Below are 17,860 nucleotides of genomic sequence, written 5' to 3'. Positions count from 1 at the left end.
TCCATGAGCACTTCCCTCGACGCCCTGACGGCGCGTTCGCTGTCCTCCCGGGCACCCGCTGTGCGACCCGCGCGCCTGGCGTTGGCCGCTCTCCTGGTCCTGGCCTTTGGCGTGCTGCCCTGGGTTGGCAGCGACTACCTGTTCAATGCCCTGCTGATTCCCTTCCTGGTGCTGGCCCTGGCCGGGCTTGGACTCAACCTGCTCACCGGCTATACCGGGCAGCTGTCGCTGGGCTCGGCCGCCTTCATGGCGGTCGGCGCCTTCGCCACCTACAACCTGCAGGTGCGCCTGGGCTGGCCCCTGCCGCTGTGCCTGTTCGCCGGCGGCCTGCTGGCGGCCCTGGTGTCGCTGCTGTTCGGCCTGCCCAGCCTGAGGATCCGCGGCTTCTACCTGATCGTCTCCAGCCTGGCGGCGCAGTTCTTCATCCTCTGGGCCCTGACCCGCTTCGACTGGTTTTCCCATGGCAGCGCCTCGGGGGTGATCAGCGCGCCGCCGTTGGTGCTGCTGGGCCAGGATTTCGGCGGGCCGCTGGGTCGCTACCTGGCCACCCTGCTGGTGGTCCTGGTGCTGTTCGCCTTCGCCGCGCGACTGGTGCACGGCGAACTCGGCCGTACCTGGATGGCGGTGCGCGACCGGGAAACCGCCGCCGCGGTGATGGGCCTGTCGGTGGTGCGGGCCAAGCTGCTGGCCTTCGCCCTGAGCGGCTTCTACCTCGGCGTCGCCGGGGCGCTCTGGGCCTTCACCTACCTGGGCACCGTGGAGCCCCACGGCTTCGACCTGAGTCGCTCCTTCCAGATCCTCTTCATCGTCATCCTCGGCGGACTCGGCAGCCTGGCCGGCAGCCTCTATGGCGCCGCCTTCATGGTGCTGTTTCCGCTGCTGCTCTCCAACCTGGCCGGCTGGCTGCCCACCGACCTCATCGCCGCGGGCCAGCTGGAGAACCTGCAGAAGATGGCCTTCGGCGCCCTGATCATCCTGGTGCTGATCAAGGAACCCGAGGGCCTGACCCGCCTCGCCACCCGCGGCTGGCAACGTCTGCGCCGCGCCTGATCCCCTTCGCCGGCGGCCAGGCTCGCCGGCCCAACACCCCCCACAAGGAAAGTCCCCATGTGCAAACGTCATCTGCTCGGCAGCCTCGTCCTGGCCCTGGGCCTCAGCTCCCTCGGCCCGGTGCAGGCCGCCGGCGAGCAATACTTCCCGCTGCAGAGCTATCGCGTCGGCCCCTATGCCGCCGGCGGCACCGGCTTCTTCGGTGGCTTCATCGACTACCTGAAGTACGTCAACGCCAATGGCGGGGTGAATGGCGTCAAGCTGGTGTGGAGCGAGTGCGAGACCGAGTACATCGTCGAGAAGGGCGTGGAGTGCTACGAGCGACTGAAGAACGGCCGTGACGGCGCGCCCGCGGTCGCCACCAACCCGCTGTCGGTGGGCATCGCCTACGCCACCCTGGACAGGTCCACCGCCGACCGCCTGCCGCTCATCACCATCAACCACGGTCGCACCGACTCCACCGATGGCAGCGTCTTTCCCTATGTCTTCCCGCTGCAGCTCAATCCCTATTCGGAGGTCTCGGCCATCCTCAACTGGATCGCCCAGCAGGGCGGCGGCGAGGCCAGTCTCAAGAGCAAGAAGATCGTCACCCTCTACCACGGCTCGCCCTACGGCAAGGAGACCAACGAGGTCTTGCAGAAGCTGGCGGATCGCTATGGCTTCGAGCTGACCCTGCTGGAAGTGCCCCATCCCGGCAACGAGCAGCAATCCCAGTGGCTCAATATCCGCCGCCTCAAGCCGGACTGGGTGATCCTGCGCGGCTGGGGGGTGATGAACCCGGTGGCGATCAAGACCGCGCAGAAAGTCGGCTTTCCGGTCGATCACATCATCGGCAACATCTGGAGCAACTCCGAGGAAGACGTGCGTCCGGCCGGCGCCGCGGCCAAAGGCTTCCTGGCCATCACCACCCACCCCTCGGGCACCGCCTTCCCGGTGCTGCAGGGCATCGAACGCGACGTGGTGGCCAAGGGGCAGAGCGACCTGGCCGATCCCAAGAGATTCGGCACCGTCTACTACAACCTCGGTGTGGTCAACGGCATCCTCAACATCGAGGCCCTGCGCCTGGCCCAGGCCAGGTACGGCGACAAGCCTCTCAGCGGCGAGCAGGTGCGCTGGGGCTTCGAACACCTGAAGCTGGACGACGCCCGCCTGCAGGCCCTGGGCGCCAAGGGACTGGTACAGCCGCTCAGGCTCTCCTGCGCCGACCACGAAGGCGGCGGCGCCATCCGCATCCAGCAGTGGGATGGCGAGAAGTGGCAACTGGTGAGCGACTGGGTGCAGGCCGATCGCGCCTTCCTGCGACCGATCATCGAGGCCTCGGCCCGGCAGTACGCCAAGGAAAAGGGCATCACTCCGCGTGACTGCAGCAAGGAGAGCTGATCCATGACGACCACCCCCTTGCTGGCGGTCGAGGCCATCGAAATCCGCTACGACGGCGCCATCCTGGCCGTCGATGGCATCAGCCTGGAGGTCGGCCAGGGCCAGATCGTGGCGTTGCTGGGCGCCAATGGCGCCGGCAAGAGCACCACGCTCAAGGCCCTCTCGGGGCTGCTCGGCGCCGCCCGCGGCGCCCTGGTCCGCGGCGCCATCCGCTACGAGGGGCGGGACCTCGCGGGCCAGTCGGCCGATGCCCGGGTCCGCGCCGGACTGGTCCAGGTGCTGGAAGGGCGCCACTGTTTCGCGCGACTCAGCGTGGAGGAAAATCTGCTCAGCGGCGGTTTCGTCCGCCGCCTCGGGCGCGCCGCGCAGCGTGAGGAACTGGAGCGGATCTATGCCTGGTTTCCCCGCCTGGCCGGCAAGCGCCGGCAGCTGGCGGGTCTGACCTCGGGCGGCGAGCAGCAGATGATCGCCCTGGGTCGTGCGCTCATGGCGCGGCCCCGCCTGCTGCTGCTGGACGAACCCTCCATGGGCCTGGCGCCGCTGCTGGTGGAGGAGATCTTCGAAAGCGTCGCCCGGCTCAACCGCGAGGAAGGCCTGAGCGTGCTGATGGCCGAGCAGAACAGCGCCATCGCCCTCGACTACGCCCACCAGGCCTTCGTGCTGGAAAGCGGGCGGGTGGTGCAGTCCGGCGTGCCCGGCATGGGCCTGACGCACGAGGCGGTGCAGGCGGCCTACCTGGGGGTGGGCTAAGCTCCCGGGACGACCCGGGAGCCCAGGCCATGAACAAGACCTCCTACAACGCCATCGCCGACACCTTTCGCCAGGCCCGCGTCAGCCTCAGGGACGACGAACGTCGCTACCTGGAGGTGCTCCTGGAAAAACTCGAACCCGGGGCGACCCTGCTCGATCTGGGCTGCGGCACCGGCACCCCGGTCGCCGCCGCCATCCTCGCCCAGGGGCATCGCGTGCTCGGGGTCGACCAGGCGGCCGCCATGCTGGCCCATGCGCGGCGGGAATTTCCCAAGCAGCGCTGGATCGAGGCGCGGCTGGAAACCTATGCCTGCGCCGAACCCTACCAGGGCGCGCTGCTGTGGGATGCGCTGTTCCATCTGGAGCGCCGCTGGCACGCGACGCTCCTGGCGCGGGTGATCGCCGGGCTTCCGCAAGGGGGACGGCTGATGCTGACGGCGGGCGGCTCGGCGGCGGCTGCCTTCGTCGATACGATGTTCGACCAGCCGTTCTTCTATGACTCCCATCCGCCGGAGGAGCTGCGCGCCCTGCTGCTGGGGCAGGGCGTGCGCATCCTCATCGACGAATTCATGGACCTGCCCGACGGCGGCCGCAATCGTGGACGTTGTGCCTTCGTCGTGGAGAAGCTCTGACGGTCTCCAGGCGGGGTTCTCGCTAAAGGAGCGCGGCGCGGATCACTCCTTCCAGCCCGGCTGGTAGAGGGTGCCGTGGGCCTGGTCCAGGGCGGCGCGGACCTTGGGCGAGTGCTGGTAGAGGTCGATCAGCTTTGCCAGGCGCGGATCGTCCCTGTTGTCCGGGCGGGCGACGAACTGGATGACGTACTCGGGGTGGTCGAGGCCATCGAAGAGCAGGGCCTGGTTGGGATCTATGGTCTTGGCCAGGCGCAGGTAGTGCGGATAGCCCTGGGCCACGTCGACGTCGTCCAGCGAGCGGGCCAGCTGCACGGCCTCCAGTTCGACGATCTGGATGTCGCGCGGATTGCCGGTGATGTCCGCCAGGGTGGCGTGGTAGCCGACGCCGGGCTTGAGGCTGATGAAGCCGGCCTTCTCCAGCAGCAACAGGCCACGGCCGCCGTTGATGGCGTCGTTGGCGATGGCCACCCGCGCGCCCTTGGGGACCTCGGCCAGGGTGCGGTACTTCTTCGAATAGAGCCCGACGTTGTTGATGATCCCCGGCGCCACCGCCACCAGGTCATAGCCGGCGGTGCGCTTGGCGTTCTCCAGGAAGGGGATGTGCTGGTAGTAGTTGGCGTCGATGTCGTGGTTGGCGAGGCTGGTGTTGGGGGCGATCCAGTCGCTGAATTCGACGATCTCCACGTCCAGCCCGGCGGCCTTGGCCTCCTGCACCGCGACTTCCAGCGGCGGGGCGAAGGCGGCGGTGGTGCCGATCTTGAGAGGCGCGGCCAGGGCTGCGGTGCTGAAGAGGCCGAGGGCGAAGAGCAGGGGCTTGAGGCGGGTCATGGGGCGTCCTTGAAGGGTCAGTCCTGGCGGAAACGGCTGCCGAAATGGCGGGTGTCGAGGTGGTCGCCGCGGCCGAACAGCTTGTGTCTGAAGCTGCCCTCGGCATAGGCGGTCTTGTAGCGACCCCGGCTCTGCAACTCCGGGATCACCAGGTCGATGAAGTCGCCGTAGCACTCGGGGGTGACGGTGCGGGCCAGGTTGAAGCCGTCCAGCCCGGTTTCGTCGATCCAGCCGAGCAGGGCATCGGCCACCTGCCCGGGATCGCCGACCAGGGCGGTGTAGCGGCCACCGAGGGCGTGCTGCTCCAGCAGCTTGCGGCGGGTCCAGCCGGCGTCCTTGGCGACTAGGCGCTTGAGCGCCGACTCGATGGCCTCGGTCCGTTGCGGGCGGATGGGTTCGTCGAGGCCATAGGCGGCGAGATCTATGCCCACCGAGGCGGAGTGGTGGGCGACCCCGGCTTCGGGGCTGGCATAGCTCAGGTATTCGGCGTGCTTGTCGCGGGCTTCGGCGGCGGTAGGAGCGACGATCACCGTGAGCCCCATGAACAACTTGACGTCATCCGCGCGGCGGCCGGCGGCCACGGCCGCGCCACGCACCCGCTCGACCTGGGCGCGGGTGGCGGCCTGGTCCTGCCCGGAGATGAAGACGCACTCGGCATGGCGCCCGGCAAAGGCCAGACCGCGATCCGAGGAGCCGGCCTGGAACAGCACCGGCGTGCGTTGCCGCGAGGGCTCGCAGAGGTGATAGCCCTCGACGTCGAAGAATTCGCCATGGTGCGCGACCTTGCGCACCCGCTCGGGTCGGGCATAGATCCGCTGGACGCGATCGCGGACCACGGCATCGTCCGCCCAGCTGCCTTCGAGCAGCTTGTAGAGCACTTCCAGGTATTCGTCGGCCTGGTCGTAGCGGCGGTCGTGGGCGATCTGCCGGTCCAGGCCCATGGCGCGGGCGGCGCTGTCCAGGTAGCCGGTGACTATGTTCCAGCCCACGCGCCCTTCGCTCAGGTGATCCAGGGTGGAGAGGCGGCGGGCGAAGGGATAGGGCGGCTCGTAGGTGAGGTTGGCGGTGAGGCCGAAACCCAGGTGCCGGGTGCTGGCGGCCATGGCCGAGACCAGCAGGAAGGGGTCGTTGACCGGCAACTGGATGGATTCGCGCAGGGTCAGGTCGACATTGCCGCCATAGACGTCGTAGACGCCCAGGATGTCGGCGATGAACAGGCCATCGAACAGGCCGCGCTCCAGCAGCTGGGCCAGCTCGGTCCAGTAGCCGAGGGTGTGATACCGACTGGAGGTGTCACGCGGATGGGTCCAGAGACCGTGGTTGATGTGGCCCACGGTGTTCATGTTGAAGGCGTTGAGCAGCACCTGCTTGGCGGGGGCGGTCATGGGGCGGGTGCCCCCGCGGGGAGAAGAGTCCGGAGCACAGCCATGGGATCCTCGGGTTCAAGGCGAAAGGAGAGATCCGGTGGTCCGGTGGTTATACGTTAGCTTCAAGATATACCGGGCTTTAAATAGCCTTTCGGAATAACGTTAAGGCGTTCGCGGGCGTGGGCCTCACCTCTAACCAAATTCCAAATCGGTATTAAGCTGACCTTTGCTTATTCCTTATCGTGGCCGGCATCCATTCGCCGCCCGCTGAGGCATTCATGGCCGCTATCCGCTTTTCGTTTCGCGCAGGTCTCTGCCAGGGACTGCTCGCCCTGGGTCTGCTGGGCCTCGCCTGCGCCGCCCAGGCCGATACCAGCCTGCGTATCGGTTACCAGAAATCCTCCACCCTGCTGGTGCTGCTCAAGGAGCAGGGCACCCTGGAGCGGGATCTGGCAGCCAAGGGCATCACCGTCAGCTGGCATGAGTTCTCCAGCGGCCTGCCGCTGCTGGAATCCCTCAACGTCGGCAATGTGGATCTCTCCGCCGACGTCGCCGACACCGTGCCGGTGTTCGCCCAGGCGGCGGGTGCCAAGCTCACCTATTTCGCCCGGGAAACACCATCGCCCCAGGCCCAGGCCATCCTGGTCCCGGAGGGCTCGCCGCTGCAGACCCTCGGCGATCTCAAGGGCAAGCGCATCGCCGTGACCAAGGCCGCCGGTAGCCACTACCTGCTGATCGCCGCTCTGCAGAAGGCCGGCCTGAGCTTCGCCGACATCCAGCCGGCCTATCTCACTCCGGCCGACGGCCGCGCCGCCCTGGAGAATGGCAAGGTGGACGCCTGGGTGACCTGGGAGCCCTTCGTCGCCAGCGCCCAGCGCCAGCAGCACGTTCGCATCCTCGCTTCCGGCGAAGGCCTGGCCAGCTACCAGCGCTATTACCTGGCCGCCACCCCCTATGCCCAGGCTCATCCCGAGGTGCTGGGCCTGGTGTTCGCCGAGCTGCAGCGCACGGGGCAGTGGGTGAAGCAACACCCCGCCGAGGCGGCACGGATTCTCGGTCCGCAGTGGGGTCGCCTGGACGAGGCTACCGTCGAGCTGGCCAACGGCCGCCGCACCTACGATGTCCAGCCGGTCAGTCGCGCGGCCCTCGGCGAGCAGCAGCGCATCGCCGATGCCTTCCACGCGGCCAAGCTGCTACCCACTGCCGTGGATGCCAGCGCCGTGGACCTCTGGGCCCCCAGCGCCCCCCTGACCTCCCGCTAGTCGACAAGGAACTCGAGATGCACAAGACCACGCTACGCTGGGCCGCCGGCCTGGCCCTGCTCGGCAGCGCGCTGCTGGCGCAGGCCGCACCGCCCAAGGAAGTCCGCCTGGACTACGCCTACTATGCCCCCACCAGCCTGGTGCTCAAGGAGCAGGGCCTGCTGGAAAAGCGCCTCGGCGAGCAGGGCATCGCCGTGCGCTGGGTGTTCAGCCAGGGCAGCAATCGCTCGCTGGAATACCTCAACAGCGGCAGCACCGATTTCGCCTCCACCGCGGGTCTCGCGGCGCTGCTCAGCCGCGCCAATGGCGCTCCGATCGAAACCCTCTATCTCGCCAGTCGCCCGGAATGGACCGCCCTGGTGGTGCCCAAGGATTCGCCGCTAAAGTCGCTGGCCGATCTCAAGGGCAAGAAGATCGCCGCGACCAAGGGCACCGATCCCTATCTGTTCCTGCTGCGCAGCCTGCGCGAGGCGGGCTTGAAGAAGGGCGACGTGGAAATCGTCCATCTCCAGCACCCGGACGGTCGCGCCGCCCTGGAGCGCGGCCAGGTGGACGCCTGGGCCGGTCTCGATCCGCACATGGCCGCCAGCGAATTGCAGGCGGGCTCGCGCCTGCTCTATCGCAATCTCGACTTCAACAGCTATGGCGTGCTGAGCACCACCGAAGCCTTCGCCAAGGCCCAGCCGGAACTGGTCAAGGCGGTGCTGGGCGCCTATGAGGACGCGCGCCGCTGGACCTTGGCCCATCCCCAAGAGACCGCCGAATTACTGGCCAAGGCGTCCGGCCTGCCGCTGGAAGTCGCCCAGCGCCAGCTCGCCCGTACCGATTTCAGCCAGCCGCTGCCGGGTCCGCAATTCGTCGCCGCGCTCAAGGGTGCCGCGCCGCTGCTGGCCGAAGAAGGCCTGGTACGCCCCGGCGTGGACGCCGTCGCGGCGGTCGATGCCCTGGTCCAGCCCGCGCTGGCCCAGGCCGTGATCAAGGCCGAACCCGCCGTGGCCAAGGTGAACGCCCCGTGAGTGATGAACTGACCCAGGCTGCGCCGCTGGCCCAGGCCTCCCGACCCGCTCGCGGTGCGGGTGGCCGCTGGCGCGGCGCCGTGCTGCCCCTGGGGCTGGTGGCGGTGCTGGAAGCGGTGGTGCGCCTGGGCTGGCTGCCGGCCTACCAGATGCCACCGCCCAGCGAGGTGCTGCGGACCCTGTGGCTGCTGGGGGAAGGGGAGTTGTGGCGGCATCTGGCGGCCAGTCTGGCGCGGGTCGCCAGTGGCTTTGCCCTGGGCGCGGGTCTGGCGCTGCTGATCGGCGCCTGGGTCGGGCTGTCGCGCCGCGCCGAGGCCTATCTCGATCCGCTGTTCCAGGCCCTGCGCGCCATTCCCAGCCTGGCCTGGGTGCCCCTGCTGCTGCTCTGGCTGGGTATCGACGAAACGCCCAAGATCGTGCTGATCGCCCTGGGTGCCTTCTTTCCACTGTACCTGGCGCTGGTCAGCGGCATCCGCGACGTCGATCGCCGCCTGGTGGAAGTGGGCCGCCTCTATCGCCTGTCGCGCCCAGCGCTGATCCGCCGCATCCTGCTGCCGGCGGCCTTGCCCAGTCTGTTCACCGGCCTGCGCGGAGCCTTGAGCATGAGCTGGATGTTCCTGGTGGCCGCCGAATTGATCGCCGCCACCGCCGGCCTCGGCTACCTGCTCAGCGACGGTCGGGAGACCTCGCGACCGGACGTGGTCATCGCCGCCATCCTGGTGCTGGCGGTGCTCGGCAAGCTCAGTGACGAACTGCTGCTGCGCCTGGAACGCCGGGCGCTGGCCTGGCGCGACACCTACCAAGGCGGGCAGTGATGAGCGAACCCCTGCTGTCCCTCGAACGCATCGGCAAGGCCTTTGCCGGGCGCCGGGTGCTGGAAGGCGTCGACCTGACCCTGGCCGCCGGCGAGGTGGTCAGCCTGCTGGGCGCCAGTGGCTGTGGCAAGAGCACCCTGCTGCGTATCGCCGCCGGGCTGGACGACGAATTCAGTGGCCGCATGACCCTGGCCGCGGCCAGCCAGGGCGTCGGCGTGGTGTTCCAGGAGCCGCGGCTGATGCCCTGGCTGGACGTGGCCGCCAATGTCGGTTTCGCCGACGGCGCGCGGTTCGATTGTGCCTGGACGGCGCAGTTGCTCAGTGACGTCGGGCTGGAGGGGCAGGGCGCCTTGCTGCCCAAGCAACTCTCCGGCGGCATGGCGCAGCGGGTCGCCATCGCTCGCGGCCTCTATGGTCGCCCACGGCTGCTGTTGCTCGACGAGCCCTTCAGCGCGGTGGATGCCTTCACCCGCTGGCAATTGCAGGACCTGGTGCTGCGCCTGGTGGCCCAGTATCACATCGGCGTGCTGCTGGTGACCCACGACCTGGACGAGGCCTTCTACCTGGGCGACCGCGTCCTGGTCCTGGGCGGCGCGCCCTCGCGTGTGCAGCGCCGCTTCGCCGTGGCGGCGCCCCATCCGCGTGAAAGGCGCGCCCCCGCCTTGCTGGCCCAGGCCGCCGAGGCCTATGAGGAATTGCAGCGGCTCAGGGTGTCGCTCTGAGCGCACCGCAACGGGTCTGGCCTGCGCCTTCCACGGGGGCTGTCACCGGTTTTCCGATCTGGCGAAGTCCGACGTCTGCGTGGCAGCAGCCAGCGAGCCCTTGTCTGGGCGGTCTCCTTGGTATAATGTTATTTCAAAGTGCCATCTGATAGGGTTGATGTGTCTCTTTGCCAAGTCGCTTGAGCGAAGAGGCAGGTACCGTCCTGTCCAATCACCGTGTCTAGCATTGTCTTTCGTTATAATAAAAAACACATGGAGACTGTTCATGATCGAAGTCATCAATCCCGCCACCGGGGCCGCCATCGCGACCTACTACACCCACGCGCCGGCCCAGGTCGAAGCGCGCCTGGCCCAGGCCGCCGCGGCGCAGCGGTCATGGGCGGAGCGCCCTCTCGCCGAGCGCTGCGCGGCCCTGGTGCGCCTGGCCGCCGTCCTGCGCGCCGGTCGCGACACCTATGCCCGACTCATCGTCAGCGAGATGGGCAAGCCGCTGGTGGAAGCCGAGGCGGATATCGAGAAATCCGCCCTGACCTGCGAGTTCTACGCCGAGCAGGCGTCCCGGTTTCTCGCCGATACCCCGGTGGCCAGCACTGCCGCCGACAGTCGGGTGGTCTACGATCCGCTCGGTGTGGTGCTTGCGGTGATGCCCTGGAACTATCCGTTCTGGCAATTCGTCCGCTTTGCCGCACCGGCGCTGGCCGCCGGCAATGGCGCCATCCTCAAGCACGCCAGCAATGTGCCGGGCTGCGCCCTGGCGCTGGAACAGGCGTTTGCCGAGGCTGACCGCCCGCCGGCCTGGTGGCGACCCTGCTGATCGAGGCCAGAGAGGTCGCCGGGGTGCTGGCCGATCCGCGCATCGCCGCCGTCACCCTGACCGGCTCCACCGCGGTCGGCCAGCAGGTGGCCAGCCAGGCCGGCGCGCTCATGAAGAAGCAGGTGCTGGAACTGGGCGGCTCGGACCCCTTCATCGTGCTGGCCGATGCCGACGTGGCCCTGGCCGCGCAGACCGCGGTCAAGGCGCGCTTCGGCAACGCCGGTCAGAGCTGCATTTCCGCCAAGCGCTTTATCGTCGTCGAGGCGGTGGCCGATGCCTTCACCGAGGCCTTCGCCACCGCTGCCGCCACCCTGCGGCTGGGCGATCCGCTGGAGTGGGCCACCCAGATCGGTCCGCTGGCTCGTGCCAGTCTGCGCGAGGATCTGCAGCGCCAGGTGACGCTCAGTCTCGCCGAAGGCGCACGCCTGGTGCTCGGCGGTACGCCGCTGCCCGGGCCGGGATTCTTCTATCCGCCCACCGTCCTCGACCGGGTAACACCCGAGATGACCGTGGCCCGTGAGGAAACCTTCGGGCCGGTGGCCGCGATCACCCGAGTCGCCGACGAGGAGGAAGCGATCCGCGTCGCCAACGCCAGCGAATTCGGTCTTGGCGCTGCCCTCTGGACGCGTGACCTGGCGAACGCCCAGCGTCTCGCCCGGCGCATCGAGGCCGGTGCCGTGTTCATCAATGCCCTGGTGGCCTCTGATCCGCGGGTGCCCTTCGGCGGCATCAAGCAGTCCGGCTATGGCCGCGAGCTGGGCGAATGGGGCATTCGCGAATTCACCAACGTCAAGACCGTCTGGCAAGGCTGACCTCGAGGAGTTTTCCATGATCAAGACCGATTCCGCTGCCTGGCTGCTCAAACCCGAGGCCATCGCCAGGCACGACCGCGGCGGTGGCGCTGCGACCACGCCGCTGGTGACCGCTGGCCTGGGGGCGCGCACCTTCATCAACGGCTACACCGAATTCCAGGGTGGGGCGCAGATTCCCTTCCATTTCCACAATTGCGAAGAGAGCGTGATGCTGGTGGAAGGCCGGGCGATCTTCGACATCGACGGCCAGGAATTCACCCTCGCACCCCAGGACGTCACCTATATCCCCGCCGGGGTGCCCCATCGCTTTCGCAATGCCTCGGCGACCGAGCCCATGAAGATCCTCTGGATCTACGGCTCGGCCGACGCTACCCGCACCCTGGTGGAAACGGGTGAGACGCGCCCGATCGCCGCCGAACACCGTACCCAGTCCTAGGAGCCACCCATGCCGGAAATCATCGTTCACGCCGTAAAGGGTCGTAGTGCCGAACAGAAGAAAATGTTGATGAAGCGCATCACCGAGGCGGTGGTGGACAGCTTCGGCGTGGCTCCCGACCGCGTCATCGTGCAGATCGTCGAGGCCGAGCCGGAAGACAAAGCGCGCGGCGGTGTGCCCTATAGCGAACGCTGAAACAGGTGCCTGGCAAGCGTTCGCCAGGCGTGAACGCTGCGTTGGCCAAAGGTCAATTTTCGCTGGGCAGCGGGTTGCCTAAGGTGGCGCAAGCGGGTCTGACGGGCGCCATGGCGCGGACGTCGGACCTTTCCAGTCGGTGCCAGGAGAGCCCTATGTACGCCTATGTCGGCAGCCGAACCACCCGTGCCCGTCAGGCCCGCGGGGAGGGGATCAGTGTTTACCGGGTCATGCCTGCAGGCGCGCTGGAACTCGTCCAGGTGGTCGGTGACCTGATCAATCCGTCCTACCTGACCCTCAATCGGGCGGGTGACCGTCTCTATACGGTGCATGGCGACGAACAGGCGGTCAGCGCCTTCGCCATCGACCGCTCGAGCGGCTGCCTGACCTTGCTCAACCAGCAAGGCAGCGGCGGTCGCAACCCGGTGCACCTGGCGCTGGCGCCGGACGATCGCCACCTGGTGGTGAGCAATCACCTAGGTCGCAGTCTCGCCGTCCTGCCCGTGGCGGAAGATGGCCGGCTGGAGCCGCTGGTCCAGCTGCTGGAGCTGCAGGGCGAGCCCGGGCCGCACCGCCAGGAACAGCCCCATGCCAAGCCGCACTGCAATCCCTTCGACCCCAGCGGCCGCTTCGTGCTGGTGCCGGACAAGGGGCTGGACCGGATCTTCAGCTTCGCCTTTCGCGACGGACGCCTGGTGCCGGTGGCCGAGGTGGCTACCCGCGAAGGCGCGGGGCCGCGGCATCTGGTCTGCCACCCGCACTTGCCGCGCGCTTATGTGGTCAACGAGTTGGATTCGACCCTCACCAGCTATGCCTTCGATGCCCGCTCCGGTGTTCTCGACCCCCTGGCCATCCACTCGACGCTGCCGGCCAGCTTCACCGGCAACAGCCGGGCGGCAGCCATCGAACTGGATCGCAGCGGGCGCCTGCTCTACATCTCCAATCGCGGCCACGACAGCCTGATGGTCTTCACGCTGGATCTCCAGAGCGGGCTGCCGACGCCGCTCGGCAGCCTGGCGAGCGGGGGCCGCACGCCACGCGCCTTCGCCTTGGCACCGGATGGCCGCCAGCTGTTCGCCCTCAACGAAGACAGCGACAGCATCGTCTCCTTCCTGGTCGACGAGACCCGGGGAATCCTCGAACCCACCGGTACGGCGGTGCGCTGCGGCAGCCCGGTGTGCTTGGTCTTCAGCCGCTGAAGATCGTCGCCGCATCCTACAACAACAAGATCGGCCGCCCCGGCGCGGCCCTGTGAGGCCTCTATGAACACCACCCCCGCGACCCGGGAGCAGGCCGTCATCCGCAAGGTGACCTGGCGCATCATCCCCTTCGTCTTCCTGCTCTACATCGTCTCCTATCTGGATCGGGCCAACATCGGCTATGCGGCGTTGCAGATGAACGCCGAGCTGGCCCTGTCCAGTGAGGTCTTCGGCTTCGTCTCGGGCATCTTCTTCATCGGCTACTTCCTGTTCGAGGTGCCGAGCAACCTCATGCTCGAACGTTTCGGGGCGCGGGTGTGGATCGCGCGCATCCTGGTCACCTGGGGGATGATCGCGGCCGCCACGGCCTTCGCCCAGACCGCCATGCACCTCTATGTCCTGCGCTTTCTGCTGGGGGTGGCCGAAGCGGGTTTCTTTCCCGGGATCATCGTCTACCTGACCTACTGGTTCCGCTCTCGCGAACTGGCCACCACGGTGGCCCTGTTCACCGCGGCGATCCCGGTCTCCTACATCATCGGCGCGCCGCTCTCGACCTGGATCATGGACAACGTCCACTGGTTGGGCTGGAGTGGCTGGCGCTGGATGCTGTTCCTCGAAGGCATCCCGGCGGTGTTCCTCGGTGTGCTGTGCTATCTCTATCTCACCGATCGGCCCGAACAGGCGCGCTGGCTGGCAGATGAAGAAAAGGTCTGGCTGCTCGCCGAGCTGGAGCGTGATCGCCAGGCGCGCAAGGACGTCAAGCATTTCGGCGCGCTCAAGGCCATGAGCAATCCCAAGGTGCTCTACCTGGCCTTCATCTACTTCGTCTACCAGTGCGGCAGCCTGGGTGTGGGCTACTGGATGCCGCAGATCATCAAGGGCTTCTCGTCCACGCTGAGCCATACCCAGATCGGCCTGATCGCCACCATCCCCTACATCGTCGCCACCCTGGTGATGATCGTCTGGTCGCGGCGTTCGGATCGCCACGGCGAGCGGCGTCTGCATTCGGCCTTGCCGCTGGCGGTCGCGGCGGTGGCGCTGGTGGGGGCCGGACTGGTGCGCGAGCCTTACCTGGCGATCGGCCTGATCAGCCTGGCGCTGGCCGGTCTGTACAGCTTCAAGTCGCCGTTCTGGGCGTTGCCGACGCTGTTTCTCAGCCGCTCCACGGCTGCGGTATCCATCGCCGTGATCAATTCCATTGGCAACCTGGGCGGCTTTGTCGGACCCTTCATGATCGGCATGGTGAAGGGCAATACCCAAAGCGCCTCGGCGGGCCTGCTGTTTCTCAGTGCGCTGCTGGCGATCGCCTTCATCATGACCCTGCTGATCCGCCTCGACCGTGTCGATGACGACACCCGCGCCGCTGCGGCCACCACCTGACCTCCAAGGAGTTTTCCCATGACCCCCAGCTCAGCGGTACTCGCGGATCTCGCCCCCCAGGGCGCGCTCCGGACGGCGATCAACTACGGTAATCCGGTGCTGGCGCAGCGCGGTGCCGATGGCCAGCCGGCCGGGGTCTCCGCGGCCCTGGCCCATGCCCTGGCCGAGCGCCTGGGCGTGCCGGTGCAGTTCAGCACCTACGACGCCGCCGGCAAGGTCTTCGCCGCCCTCGAAGACGATTCCTGGGACCTGGCCTTTCTGGCTATCGAACCGGTGCGGGCGGCGCAGATCGACTTCAGTCATCCCTACGTCATCATCGAGGGCACCTATCTGCTGCGGGACGACGACCCGGCCCAGGGCGTGGCCGAGCTGGACCGTGCCGGCCGGCGTCTTGCCGTGGGGCAGGGCGCCGCCTACGATCTCTACCTGAGCCGCACCCTGACCCAGGCCGAGCTGGTGCGGGCGCCGACCTCGGCGGCGGCGGTGGACTGGTTCGTCGACCAGCGCCTGGAAGCCGCCGCCGGCGTGCGCCAACCGCTGGAAGCCTATGCCCGGGCCCACGCCGGCTACCGCGTGCTGGCCGACAGCTTCACCGAGATTCGCCAGGCCATGGCCGTCCCCAAGGGGCGCAGCGCCGGCGCGGCCTTCGTCCGTGATTTTCTCGACGAGCAGATCCGCAACGGCTTCGTCGCCCGCGAGCTGGCCGCCAGCGGTCAGTCCGAGGCACGGGTGGGACCGGCGCTGGGCGGCTGATATCGCCCGTCAGGCCGGGGTGCGCCCGGCCAGGCGCGCTGTCGCGAGGGTCAGCCCGGCCGCCATCACCAGCAGCAGGGCCGCGGTAAGAAAGGTGGCCTGGTAGCCCGGGCCGTCGTACAGCAAGCCACCCAGGGTCGAACCCAGGGCGATGGACAGTTGCACCACCGCGACCATCAGGCCGCCACCGGCTTCGGCGTCCGCCGGCAGGGAGCGGGCAAGCCAGGCCCACCAGCCCACCGGCGCGGCGGTGGCCACCAAGCCCCAGAGGCTCAGCAGGCCGAGCACCCGCGGGGCCGAGCTGCCGCAGACGACCAGCGCCACGCCAAGGACCGCCATCAGCAGCGGAATGACCGTCAGCGTGGTGTAGAGGCCGCGGCGGATCAGTCCGCCGATGAGCAGAGTGCCGATGAAACCGGCGAGGCCCAGGGCCAATAGGGTCAACGACAGGTTGGTCACTCCCAGGCCGGTGACTGTCTCCAGAAAGGGCCGGACATAGGTGAACAGGCTGAACTGGCCCATGAAGAACAGGCCGACCGCCAGCATGCCCAGGGCCACCAAGGGGCGCCGCAGCAGGCCCGGCGGGCTGGTGGCCGCACGACTGTTGTCGTTCGCCGGCAGCGCCGGCAGACTCATCCACTGCCAGGCGAAGGCGAGCAGGGCAATGGGTACCAGGCAGAAGAAGGCGCCGCGCCAGCCGATGACACCACCCAGGTAGCTGCCCAGCGGCGCGGCGATCACCGTCGCCAGGGCGTTGCCGCCATTGAAGATGGCCAAGGCCTTGGGCACCTCGTCCTCGGGTACCAGGCGCATGGCCACGGCGGCCGACATCGACCAGAAGCCGCCTATCACTACCCCGATCAGCGCCCGGCCGAGGAGGTACGTGGGGTAGTTGCCGGCCAGTGCGACCACCAGTCCCGAGAGACCCATCAGCGCCGTAAGCGACAGCAGCAGCGTCTTGCGATCGAGGCGACCGATCAGGCGGGTGATGCTCAAGCTGGTAACGACCGCGCAGGCGCCGGATACCGCGATGCCATAGCCTGCCAGGCCTTCGCTGACACCCAGGTCGGCGGCCAGCGGCGTCAGCAGGCTGACCGGCAGGAACTCCGAGGCGATCAGGGCGAAGACGGCCAGGGTCATCGCCAGCACGCCGCTCCAATGGGCCGGGCGTTCGGCAGTGGCCGTGGCCGTTGCGTAGGAAAGCTCCGAATTTCGGGAAGCCATGGATAACCTCAGGCCAGGTGGCGATGGAAGAAGGCGTGCAAGCGATCCCAGGGGATCAGGCCGACGCGGTCATAGAGATCGACATGGCCAGCGCCGGGCACCCAGAGCAGTTCCTTGGCGCCGCTGGCGAGGCGGTAGGCGTCTTCACTGAATTCTCGCGAGTGGGCCTGATCGCCGGCGACGAACAGCAGCGGCCGCGGCGCGATCATTTCCAGATCGCTCAGCGGATAGAAATTCATGAAGCGGATCTCACTGGTGAGCATGCGGTTCTGGGTGCGCTCCAGAGTCATGCCAACTGGCACCGCCTGACCTCGTGGCGTGCGGTAGAACTCCCAGAACTCCCGGGTGACCGCGTCCGTGGTGGCGTCTGGGCGCTGTGGTAGATAGTCCAGGAAACTGCCTTCGCCGGAACTGTATTCGCGGTAGCGCTGCTGCGCCGCCTTGGCGACCAGCGCCTTGCGTTGCTCCAGGTTTTGCGAGTGGCGCAGGCCGTTGCGGGTCACGGCGCCCATGTCATACAGGCTGACGGTGGCGATGGCCTTGAGGCGCGGATCGATCTTGGCGGCATTGAGGGCGAAGCAACCGCTGCCGCAGATCCCCAGGACCCCCAGGCGCTCGCGGTCGATGCCAGGGCGGGTGCCGAGGAAGTCCACGGCGGCACTGAAGGCTTCGGTGTAGAGCTCCGGGGCGACCAGGTTGCGCGGCTGCCCCTGGCTTTCGCCCCAGAACGGCAGGTCGATGGCCAGGGTCACGAAGCCGCGCTCCGCCAGCTTTTGTGCATAGAGCAGGGCGCTCTGTTCCTTGACCGCTCCCATGGGGTGGCCGATGACGATCGCCGGGGCGCCGGCCGCCGGTGCCGCGTCGAGCGGGGAGACGAGAATGCCGGTGACCTGCAGGAGGTACTGGGTCTTGAAGGTCACCGCCTGCCTCTGCACCCGGTCGCTGCGAAAGAAGTTGTCGGCGTCCGCCGGCTGGCCCGGCGCAGGCGGCTCAGCGGCCAAGACGCCGCCAGCGGACAGCAGACCCAGCGTGGCCAGGCCGACGCCGGCTGCCTTGACGAATTCGCGCCGGCCGACGCCGGCCGGGGTGACCTCGACCGGATCAAGCTCAGTGGGGGGAGTAGGGGTATTCATGACGGCAATCTCCTGGAAGGGGCGGAAACAAGGCGCCGGTGCACGACGCACGCTGCGAGACCAGGAGGTTGACGTAAAAGGGATTAGGTGAT

At 67.9% G+C, this 17,860-nt stretch carries 17 protein-coding genes and 1 pseudogene; 14 read left to right on the top strand and 4 right to left on the bottom strand.

The features are described from left to right. Positions 1 to 3 precede the first annotated feature (3 nt). The 4 genes from FHR73_RS07470 to FHR73_RS07455 are packed head-to-tail and all read left to right on the top strand — an operon-like array spanning position 4 to position 3,812. Positions 4 to 1,050: a branched-chain amino acid ABC transporter permease gene (locus tag FHR73_RS07470; RefSeq protein ID WP_183630311.1), complete on the top strand. Its 1,047-nt coding sequence runs from the start codon at positions 4 to 6 to the stop codon at positions 1,048 to 1,050. Between the two features lie 57 nt (positions 1,051 to 1,107). Beyond that, positions 1,108 to 2,430, top strand: a complete 1,323-nt coding sequence (locus FHR73_RS07465; RefSeq protein ID WP_183630310.1) for an ABC transporter substrate-binding protein — start codon at positions 1,108 to 1,110, stop codon at positions 2,428 to 2,430. A 3-nt stretch (positions 2,431 to 2,433) separates the two neighbouring features. Then, positions 2,434 to 3,180: an ABC transporter ATP-binding protein gene (locus FHR73_RS07460; protein ID WP_183630309.1), complete on the top strand. Its 747-nt coding sequence runs from the start codon at positions 2,434 to 2,436 to the stop codon at positions 3,178 to 3,180. Positions 3,181 to 3,209: 29 nt separating this feature from the next. Beyond that, the gene (locus FHR73_RS07455) at positions 3,210 to 3,812 is read left to right on the top strand and encodes a trans-aconitate 2-methyltransferase (protein WP_183630308.1); all 603 of its coding nucleotides are present in this window, start codon (positions 3,210 to 3,212) and stop codon (positions 3,810 to 3,812) included. 42 nt (positions 3,813 to 3,854) lie between these two features. Here the strand turns inward: FHR73_RS07455 and FHR73_RS07450 are convergent, their stop codons facing one another. Beyond that, the gene (locus tag FHR73_RS07450; RefSeq protein ID WP_183630307.1) at positions 3,855 to 4,640 is read right to left on the bottom strand and encodes a MetQ/NlpA family ABC transporter substrate-binding protein; all 786 of its coding nucleotides are present in this window, start codon (positions 4,638 to 4,640) and stop codon (positions 3,855 to 3,857) included. A 17-nt stretch (positions 4,641 to 4,657) separates the two neighbouring features. Further along, on the bottom strand, positions 4,658 to 6,025 hold the full coding sequence (locus tag FHR73_RS07445; RefSeq protein ID WP_183630306.1) for an LLM class flavin-dependent oxidoreductase: 1,368 nt from the start codon (positions 6,023 to 6,025) through the stop codon (positions 4,658 to 4,660). Between the two features lie 260 nt (positions 6,026 to 6,285). Between FHR73_RS07445 and FHR73_RS07440 the strand changes: the two genes are divergently transcribed. The 10 genes and pseudogenes from FHR73_RS07440 (at position 6,286) to FHR73_RS07395 (ending at position 15,411) form a co-directional block, all read left to right on the top strand. Next, positions 6,286 to 7,269 carry an aliphatic sulfonate ABC transporter substrate-binding protein gene (locus FHR73_RS07440; protein WP_260175661.1) on the top strand — a complete coding sequence of 328 codons (984 nt, stop codon included), beginning with the start codon at positions 6,286 to 6,288 and terminating at the stop codon, positions 7,267 to 7,269. Between the two features lie 17 nt (positions 7,270 to 7,286). Then, positions 7,287 to 8,285, top strand: coding sequence for an aliphatic sulfonate ABC transporter substrate-binding protein (locus FHR73_RS07435; protein ID WP_183630305.1), 999 nt, complete (start codon positions 7,287 to 7,289; stop codon positions 8,283 to 8,285). An 8-nt stretch (positions 8,286 to 8,293) separates the two neighbouring features. Beyond that, entirely contained in the window at positions 8,294 to 9,100 is an 807-nt protein-coding gene (locus FHR73_RS07430) for an ABC transporter permease (RefSeq protein ID WP_221191500.1), read from the top strand. Then, complete coding sequence (locus FHR73_RS07425; protein ID WP_183630303.1) at positions 9,100 to 9,822, top strand: ABC transporter ATP-binding protein; 723 nt, start codon at positions 9,100 to 9,102, stop codon at positions 9,820 to 9,822. Before FHR73_RS07430 ends, FHR73_RS07425 begins: the two co-directional genes overlap by 1 nt. Continuing rightward, positions 9,788 to 11,448 (top strand): annotated as a pseudogene (locus FHR73_RS22750) (NAD-dependent succinate-semialdehyde dehydrogenase). The gene FHR73_RS07425 and the pseudogene FHR73_RS22750 overlap by 35 nt, the downstream one beginning before the upstream one ends. A 16-nt stretch (positions 11,449 to 11,464) precedes the next feature. Next, entirely contained in the window at positions 11,465 to 11,884 is a 420-nt protein-coding gene (locus tag FHR73_RS07415; protein WP_183630302.1) for a cupin domain-containing protein, read from the top strand. A 9-nt stretch (positions 11,885 to 11,893) separates the two neighbouring features. Next, on the top strand, positions 11,894 to 12,079 hold the full coding sequence (locus FHR73_RS07410; RefSeq protein ID WP_183630301.1) for a tautomerase family protein: 186 nt from the start codon (positions 11,894 to 11,896) through the stop codon (positions 12,077 to 12,079). Between the two features lie 155 nt (positions 12,080 to 12,234). Then, positions 12,235 to 13,278, top strand: a complete 1,044-nt coding sequence (locus FHR73_RS07405; protein WP_183630300.1) for a lactonase family protein — start codon at positions 12,235 to 12,237, stop codon at positions 13,276 to 13,278. A 63-nt stretch (positions 13,279 to 13,341) separates the two neighbouring features. After that, positions 13,342 to 14,658, top strand: coding sequence for an MFS transporter (locus FHR73_RS07400; protein WP_183630299.1), 1,317 nt, complete (start codon positions 13,342 to 13,344; stop codon positions 14,656 to 14,658). Positions 14,659 to 14,676: 18 nt separating this feature from the next. After that, positions 14,677 to 15,411, top strand: coding sequence for a transporter substrate-binding domain-containing protein (locus FHR73_RS07395; RefSeq protein ID WP_183630298.1), 735 nt, complete (start codon positions 14,677 to 14,679; stop codon positions 15,409 to 15,411). Positions 15,412 to 15,420: 9 nt separating this feature from the next. Here the strand turns inward: FHR73_RS07395 and FHR73_RS07390 are convergent, their stop codons facing one another. Both FHR73_RS07390 and FHR73_RS07385 read right to left on the bottom strand, forming a co-directional pair. Then, positions 15,421 to 16,635, bottom strand: a complete 1,215-nt coding sequence (locus tag FHR73_RS07390) for an MFS transporter (protein WP_409258671.1) — start codon at positions 16,633 to 16,635, stop codon at positions 15,421 to 15,423. Positions 16,636 to 16,643: 8 nt separating this feature from the next. Further along, on the bottom strand, positions 16,644 to 17,768 hold the full coding sequence (locus tag FHR73_RS07385; RefSeq protein ID WP_183630297.1) for an alpha/beta hydrolase: 1,125 nt from the start codon (positions 17,766 to 17,768) through the stop codon (positions 16,644 to 16,646). Positions 17,769 to 17,860: the final 92 nt, after the last annotated feature.

Origin of the sequence: Pseudomonas sp. AS2.8, assembly GCF_014190935.1 — a bacterium.
Taxonomy (GTDB): domain Bacteria; phylum Pseudomonadota; class Gammaproteobacteria; order Pseudomonadales; family Pseudomonadaceae; genus Chryseomonas.
The sequence above is the reverse complement of the archived record's forward strand: the minus strand, read 5'-3'. Positions and strand labels throughout refer to the sequence as shown.

Coding starts and splice junctions, on each gene's coding strand:
- FHR73_RS07460 (WP_183630309.1), top strand. CDS start 2,434: ATGACGACCACCCCCTTGCTGGCGGTCGAGGCCATCGAAATCCGCTAC.
- FHR73_RS07425 (WP_183630303.1), top strand. CDS start 9,100: ATGAGCGAACCCCTGCTGTCCCTCGAACGCATCGGCAAGGCCTTTGCC.
- FHR73_RS07445 (WP_183630306.1), bottom strand. CDS start 6,025: ATGACCGCCCCCGCCAAGCAGGTGCTGCTCAACGCCTTCAACATGAAC.
- FHR73_RS07410 (WP_183630301.1), top strand. CDS start 11,894: ATGCCGGAAATCATCGTTCACGCCGTAAAGGGTCGTAGTGCCGAACAG.
- FHR73_RS07455 (WP_183630308.1), top strand. CDS start 3,210: ATGAACAAGACCTCCTACAACGCCATCGCCGACACCTTTCGCCAGGCC.
- FHR73_RS07435 (WP_183630305.1), top strand. CDS start 7,287: ATGCACAAGACCACGCTACGCTGGGCCGCCGGCCTGGCCCTGCTCGGC.
- FHR73_RS07400 (WP_183630299.1), top strand. CDS start 13,342: ATGAACACCACCCCCGCGACCCGGGAGCAGGCCGTCATCCGCAAGGTG.
- FHR73_RS07395 (WP_183630298.1), top strand. CDS start 14,677: ATGACCCCCAGCTCAGCGGTACTCGCGGATCTCGCCCCCCAGGGCGCG.
- FHR73_RS07385 (WP_183630297.1), bottom strand. CDS start 17,768: ATGAATACCCCTACTCCCCCCACTGAGCTTGATCCGGTCGAGGTCACC.
- FHR73_RS07440 (WP_260175661.1), top strand. CDS start 6,286: ATGGCCGCTATCCGCTTTTCGTTTCGCGCAGGTCTCTGCCAGGGACTG.
- FHR73_RS07390 (WP_409258671.1), bottom strand. CDS start 16,635: ATGGCTTCCCGAAATTCGGAGCTTTCCTACGCAACGGCCACGGCCACT.
- FHR73_RS07415 (WP_183630302.1), top strand. CDS start 11,465: ATGATCAAGACCGATTCCGCTGCCTGGCTGCTCAAACCCGAGGCCATC.
- FHR73_RS07470 (WP_183630311.1), top strand. CDS start 4: ATGAGCACTTCCCTCGACGCCCTGACGGCGCGTTCGCTGTCCTCCCGG.
- FHR73_RS07405 (WP_183630300.1), top strand. CDS start 12,235: ATGTACGCCTATGTCGGCAGCCGAACCACCCGTGCCCGTCAGGCCCGC.
- FHR73_RS07450 (WP_183630307.1), bottom strand. CDS start 4,640: ATGACCCGCCTCAAGCCCCTGCTCTTCGCCCTCGGCCTCTTCAGCACC.
- FHR73_RS07465 (WP_183630310.1), top strand. CDS start 1,108: ATGTGCAAACGTCATCTGCTCGGCAGCCTCGTCCTGGCCCTGGGCCTC.